Origin of the sequence: Helicobacter valdiviensis (assembly GCF_003245365.1) — a bacterium.
Taxonomy (GTDB): domain Bacteria; phylum Campylobacterota; class Campylobacteria; order Campylobacterales; family Helicobacteraceae; genus Helicobacter_D; species Helicobacter_D valdiviensis.
In genome coordinates this window covers 1-4,815 of the sequence record NZ_NBIU01000055.1, presented here as the reverse complement: position 1 = coordinate 4,815, position 4,815 = coordinate 1, and the positions used below count along the sequence as shown (strand labels likewise).

At 28.5% G+C, this 4,815-nt stretch carries 11 protein-coding genes and 1 pseudogene; 1 reads left to right on the top strand and 11 read right to left on the bottom strand.

All coding sequences use genetic code 11. The features are described from left to right. A pseudogene (locus B6S12_RS10165) lies at positions 1–194 on the top strand (phage late control D family protein); the annotation flags it as partial. On the opposite strand, the gene B6S12_RS10160 reads toward B6S12_RS10165, so the two are convergent. The 11 genes from B6S12_RS10160 to B6S12_RS10115 all read right to left on the bottom strand — a co-directional run bounded on the left by B6S12_RS10160 (position 191) and on the right by B6S12_RS10115 (position 4,697). Next, a complete protein-coding gene (locus tag B6S12_RS10160; RefSeq protein ID WP_146239363.1) occupies positions 191–1,000 on the bottom strand; it encodes a hypothetical protein in 810 nt (269 codons plus the stop codon). The pseudogene B6S12_RS10165 and the gene B6S12_RS10160 sit on opposite strands and share 4 nt — an antisense overlap. Next, positions 981–1,226, bottom strand: a complete 246-nt coding sequence (locus tag B6S12_RS10155) for a CJH_07325 family protein (RefSeq protein ID WP_111230666.1) — start codon at positions 1,224–1,226, stop codon at positions 981–983. Before B6S12_RS10155 ends, B6S12_RS10160 begins: the two co-directional genes overlap by 20 nt. 101 nt (positions 1,227–1,327) lie before the next feature. Continuing rightward, complete coding sequence (locus B6S12_RS10150; RefSeq protein ID WP_111230665.1) at positions 1,328–1,612, bottom strand: Mor transcription activator family protein; 285 nt, start codon at positions 1,610–1,612, stop codon at positions 1,328–1,330. Positions 1,613–1,680: 68 nt separating this feature from the next. Beyond that, positions 1,681–1,950, bottom strand: coding sequence for a hypothetical protein (locus tag B6S12_RS10145; RefSeq protein ID WP_111230664.1), 270 nt, complete (start codon positions 1,948–1,950; stop codon positions 1,681–1,683). A 70-nt stretch (positions 1,951–2,020) separates the two neighbouring features. Next, positions 2,021–2,452: a regulatory protein GemA gene (locus B6S12_RS10140; protein ID WP_111230663.1), complete on the bottom strand. Its 432-nt coding sequence runs from the start codon at positions 2,450–2,452 to the stop codon at positions 2,021–2,023. Beyond that, positions 2,442–2,585 carry a hypothetical protein gene (locus B6S12_RS11185; RefSeq protein ID WP_181451037.1) on the bottom strand — a complete coding sequence of 48 codons (144 nt, stop codon included), beginning with the start codon at positions 2,583–2,585 and terminating at the stop codon, positions 2,442–2,444. Before B6S12_RS11185 ends, B6S12_RS10140 begins: the two co-directional genes overlap by 11 nt. Beyond that, positions 2,578–3,006, bottom strand: a complete 429-nt coding sequence (locus B6S12_RS10135; RefSeq protein ID WP_111230662.1) for a hypothetical protein — start codon at positions 3,004–3,006, stop codon at positions 2,578–2,580. The genes B6S12_RS11185 and B6S12_RS10135 overlap by 8 nt, the downstream gene beginning before the upstream one ends. A 7-nt stretch (positions 3,007–3,013) precedes the next feature. Continuing rightward, a complete protein-coding gene (locus B6S12_RS10130; RefSeq protein WP_111230661.1) occupies positions 3,014–3,793 on the bottom strand; it encodes a phosphoadenosine phosphosulfate reductase domain-containing protein in 780 nt (259 codons plus the stop codon). 49 nt (positions 3,794–3,842) lie between these two features. Next, the gene (locus B6S12_RS10125; protein WP_111230660.1) at positions 3,843–4,064 is read right to left on the bottom strand and encodes a hypothetical protein; all 222 of its coding nucleotides are present in this window, start codon (positions 4,062–4,064) and stop codon (positions 3,843–3,845) included. Continuing rightward, a complete protein-coding gene (locus B6S12_RS10120; RefSeq protein WP_111230659.1) occupies positions 4,057–4,416 on the bottom strand; it encodes a YopX family protein in 360 nt (119 codons plus the stop codon). Before B6S12_RS10120 ends, B6S12_RS10125 begins: the two co-directional genes overlap by 8 nt. Next, complete coding sequence (locus tag B6S12_RS10115) at positions 4,413–4,697, bottom strand: hypothetical protein (RefSeq protein WP_111230658.1); 285 nt, start codon at positions 4,695–4,697, stop codon at positions 4,413–4,415. The genes B6S12_RS10120 and B6S12_RS10115 overlap by 4 nt, the downstream gene beginning before the upstream one ends. Positions 4,698–4,815: the final 118 nt, after the last annotated feature.

The window sequence follows — 4,815 nt, the reverse complement described above, 5'->3', positions numbered from 1 at the left end:
GTGAAAGTAAGCTAAATGAACTTCAAAAAGGTGGTGTAAATGGAAGATGTGAGCTAAAGGGAAGAGAAATAAGAGCAGGAGGAAAACTAAAAATTAAAAATATAGGCTATGATAATTATGAGTTTAGCATTAAGAGTGTAAGCCATAGCCTAAGTGAGAGTGGGTATAGTATTAGTTTGGAGTTTGAGAGTTAGGGTTTTTTTAGAGTTTCATCAATCGCACTATAGAGTTCTTGATAGGCTTGTATTATATTTTTCTTTTCATATATTTTATTGTTGGGATTATAAAAATTAATTTTTTTATCTTTTAAATCTTGACCCAAAAGTAAAAATTCTTGCTCTCTAATAGAAAGAAAAGATTGTTTTATATCTTGATTGTTCGTTTTATATATTGTAAAACGAATTATTATTTTGTAATTATCTAAGGTGGCTCTATAAAGATGATTGATTGCACTATTAAAATTTTTATTTTGTATAATTTCAGAGCTACTTGAAACAGAAATAATTAAATGAGACAATGCATTGTTAAACTCTAGTAAAGACTGAACAAATACTTTTTCGGTTACATTTTCATCATCTAAATCATCTTGTTGTGCTAATAAATCTTTAAAATCCCTTTTATCTATATAATTCATAAAAGCTTCTGAAAAATCTTTGCTTGAAAAATAAAATTCCTTACATTTTATTTTAAATTGAGTGTTGGAAACAATATGTTTTTGTATTAATTCTAAATTGATGCAAAGCTTTTCATTAAGCTGTATTTTATCATTTGCTTTTAGTTGAAATTCTTTAATTTGATCTTTTAATTTTTGATAACTTTTTTGATATTCTTCGCTCTCAGCATATGAATGATTGAGTAAGTTGAGGAATATATTTTTAATATTATTGAGAAATATAACATTTCTAGCAAATTTCGTTTTATTAATCAGAGAGTTAGCTAAATCTATTTCAATATACTTTAGGTATTCATTAAGTATATTTTTAAAACTTTGCGTTTGCAAAAAATTCATCCATCTTAAATTTTTTACGATCTTCAATAAGTTCTTTTTCTAATTCTCTTAGCATTTTATCTAATTCATCATCATGGGTAGTTTCTGCTACATCGCAAGTATTTCCTGTATTGAAACAAGGCATATTAATATATCCAACTTTTTTATAACTATCTTTAACTAGCTCTTCTTTGATCATCTTTTTCACCACTTCTTTCGCACTCTTTTTAAAAAGCATAAAAATTCTTGCCAATTGGCAAAACTAAGACTAATTGTGAGATAAATGCTACAATATTTTAATTAAAATTGCAATAAATATTTCAAATTAAATTAAAAATTCTAAAACAGGCTTGGCTGGTTTGCTACCCTTAAAGATTTGGTAATCATATACACAGCATTCAAGCTTAAATCATACTTTCTAGCACATTCTAAACTTGCTTTTTTAGTGGTTAATCCTTGATTGATAAGTGATTTAAAATCTTGTTTTAGTTCTTCATCTCTTAGCAAAGTTTTATAGCTTGGGATATAAATATTTGCTCCACCAAATTCTTTTAAAATTTCTCTTTTATCGTTGTTTTTTACAAAATCTAAAAAGTATTCAAAATAATCATAAGTATCTAGCATAAAAACCCCATAAAGCTTTATTTTTAAAATCATACCAAAAAATTAAAAAAATATTCGGGGGGAGCAAGTTAATTGTTCCTTGCGTTTTTTAAAAAATCTTCCAAATCCACTACAATTGAAGTTTCTTTTTCTTCTAATCCTTCATAAATTCTCTCCCTTAAAACACAAAGACAACGGGTTAAAATGTTAAAATTTTCTTTTATAGGAATTTCACACAAAAGAGAACCGCAAAAGATTGTAATATTTTCTTTTTTGACTAGAAATTGAATATCAGAATTTCTATCAATTGCTAAAGATAAAAAAGTGTTGCTTTTTGTATGGATGATTTCTATAATCATTTTTTGCTCCTTAATTTTGATGGGACAACGATAACTCTTGTAAGCTTAGTGTGTGCTGTTGTGTGAAAAACTAACTCTTTTTACTTCTAGCTTCTAAATTCTTTAAAGCTTGAATGATGCTATTAGCCTCTTCTTGATTTAAGCTATTTAAATGCAAGGGGCGTTTTTTAATGATATTGTTAATAAATTCTCTTAATGCCCATGCACTTTTTTTATAAGAGTATTTTACCCATAAGGCATTTATCATATTGATTTGTTTTTGTGTAGCATAGCCTTTATTTGCTTTTTCTTTATAATATCTCTTGTGCTTTAAATATTTTTCTTCATATCCTAAAAATACTGCAAATTCTCTTAATTCTTCTATGCTTAAATCTTTAGAGCTTTCTTTATTATAACGCTCCTTTAAAGCATATCTATAATCCTCTTCACTTAAGCCATTCTTGCTTTTTAGGATATGGATAATTTTAATTAGATGTGCTTTTAGAGAGTTTTTAGCAGTCATCGTTAATCCTTTTGTATTTTCTTAGTTCTTCTTTGAGTGCTTCCAATCTTTTGCTTTGCCACTCTAGCAAAAGCGTTAAAACACTAATTTGTTTTTTAGCAATTTGTAGTTTCTCTTTATGCTTTTTACCCATTATTATGCTCCTTTATAATGTTTTGGATTCTTTTAAAATATTCTGCAAGTTCAGTATTTTTGCATTTTATTTCAAAATTCCCTGTGGCTCTTTCTTTATAAGTTTGTTTCTCTTGTTTCTTTGTTTCTTTAAGAGTAGGTTTGAAGCTCACTTCTGCTAAGACTTTAGAAAAGCTTAGCCAATCTTTTAAATTTCGCTCTTTATAAAGAATACGCATTTTATTTAAGATTTGTTCTTCTTTGTATTTAAACTCGTTTAATCCCACTTGATGATTAAATACAATCACACATACTTTTCTTTGATTGATTTCTCTTAAATCCACTCTTTTAACTAAGGTTTTTAAATTATCTAAAGCACTAAAGACTAAATCTGTTAGCGCTTGTCTTTTTTCTAATTCTAAAAAGATATTAGTCTCTTGCATACTCTACCTATCTACAAAAGCACACTTCATCGCTTTTGTAATCCTCGCTTAAATCTAGTTTTGGATTCTTCTTGAAATCAAGCTCTAATTTTTCTAAAGTCATGTTTGGTTTAAAAGTTTGATTTAAGCAACCTTTGCTCTTTGCTAAGCTTTCAAAATCTTTGCATTTTTGCCACTCTTTTGGAAAAAATTTAAAAAGATTGTATAAAGATGCTTTGCTTTGTTTAGGGCAAAAAAAGCAACCTGTGCGCTCAAAATATTTATAAAGTGGATTTGCAATACCACGCTCTTTTAGGAAATCTTCGCATTCTTTCTCATTCCAACCCCATTCGTGCAATGGATATTTAGCCACGCCATAGCTTAGATTGCTAACTCTTCCGCTTTTAACTTCACTATGTGTATAGCCGATTAAAATATCGCATTTAAAGGAGTTAGGGCATTTTTCTTTTATAAACTTCTCACTAGGTCTTGATTTTAGCTCTCTAGTGCAAAAGCTCATTCCTAATGTTAGAGGCAAACCTCTCAATTCTCCCTTTCTCTCCCCTCTGCTTATTGGCTCTAAAAAAGCCCATTTATAAAATAAATCTTCTTTAGATTTTAACCTTGCAAGAGTTTTGTTAAATTTCTTTTTTAAATAATTCTCTATTCTATCAATATACTCATACATTTCTTTAAACTCATAATGTGTATCACAAAATAAAATATAATCAATATCTTTTCCGCTTTCTAAATAATTAATTACCATCGCAGTGGAATCCCTTCCGCCACTTAGATTTGCAAAAGTCATTTTCTACTCCTTAAAAACTTTAATTAAGCCCACTTATAAAATGGGCTTATTAAAGCTTATGAAATTGCAAAATGTGAATTATTGCATCTTTATCTGATAAATCATTCTTGATATATTCTCTAACATAACTGTAAGTATCAATGTAATTCCATTTTTTCCAAATAGGTTTTACAATAGTCGTTATGCCATCTCCAAAGAAGTCTTTTTTAATATCATCTATAACTCTGTAACCTACATAAGAATAAAAAACTTGTATTTTTGTATTAAACATCTAAAAGCTCCTTATTCTCGTGGATATTGCCAACAACCTTACAATTTTTAAAATTACCCTTGCTTGTGTGCATTCCATACACAGAATCTTTAGTGCGACAAATCACACTTAGTTCAAGATGTTTATTAAACTCTACTAGATAGTTTTTACCTCTAAAATTCAAAATATCTCCAGCAAAAATTTTTACACCGCCTTTATCTCTAAAGCCAGTCCAAAGCTCTATTTTAATATCACCTTTTATATCTTCATCTTCCAGCATAACATATTCACTACCACCATTATAAACCGCTATGCAATTATCAATAATATCGTTCTCATAAACAACTCTAAAATCAAAATCTTCTAGTTTCATCTTGCCTCCTCATAAATTCTATTTCTCTCCCTGTATTCTTCAAGAGTTAAAAACTCACTATTAAGAGTATCTAATATATTTCTTGCTTCTTCAATTTCTAAATCATTTAAAACAGCTCTTAGCAACTCGAGCTGATTTAAATATTTATGTGAATCTGTGTAGAGAACTTTTATGACAAAATGTATCTTTTCTTCTTCGCTTAATTCAGTAAAAAGATGATAAACATCTTCATCATCAAAATCTTCTAAATCATAAAGCTCTATTTCCTTTCTGATTTGCATTCTTTCTCCTTGTTTTTGTTTTTGAGGTTGCCCTCTTTAAAGAACTTATTTAAGCCCTTTAAAAAAGGCAAAGGGTTATTCCCCTTGCAGTGCTTCAAGTCTTGGCACAATTCTAAAG

Excerpts from the sequence above, each read along its gene's own strand:
- B6S12_RS10155 (WP_111230666.1), bottom strand. The coding sequence starts at position 1,226 with ATGCTTTTTAAAAAGAGTGCGAAAGAAGTGGTGAAAAAGATGATCAAA.
- B6S12_RS10150 (WP_111230665.1), bottom strand. The coding sequence starts at position 1,612 with ATGCTAGATACTTATGATTATTTTGAATACTTTTTAGATTTTGTAAAA.
- B6S12_RS10145 (WP_111230664.1), bottom strand. The coding sequence starts at position 1,950 with ATGATTATAGAAATCATCCATACAAAAAGCAACACTTTTTTATCTTTA.
- B6S12_RS10140 (WP_111230663.1), bottom strand. The coding sequence starts at position 2,452 with ATGACTGCTAAAAACTCTCTAAAAGCACATCTAATTAAAATTATCCAT.
- B6S12_RS11185 (WP_181451037.1), bottom strand. The coding sequence starts at position 2,585 with ATGGGTAAAAAGCATAAAGAGAAACTACAAATTGCTAAAAAACAAATT.
- B6S12_RS10135 (WP_111230662.1), bottom strand. The coding sequence starts at position 3,006 with ATGCAAGAGACTAATATCTTTTTAGAATTAGAAAAAAGACAAGCGCTA.
- B6S12_RS10130 (WP_111230661.1), bottom strand. The coding sequence starts at position 3,793 with ATGACTTTTGCAAATCTAAGTGGCGGAAGGGATTCCACTGCGATGGTA.
- B6S12_RS10125 (WP_111230660.1), bottom strand. The coding sequence starts at position 4,064 with ATGTTTAATACAAAAATACAAGTTTTTTATTCTTATGTAGGTTACAGA.
- B6S12_RS10120 (WP_111230659.1), bottom strand. The coding sequence starts at position 4,416 with ATGAAACTAGAAGATTTTGATTTTAGAGTTGTTTATGAGAACGATATT.
- B6S12_RS10115 (WP_111230658.1), bottom strand. The coding sequence starts at position 4,697 with ATGCAAATCAGAAAGGAAATAGAGCTTTATGATTTAGAAGATTTTGAT.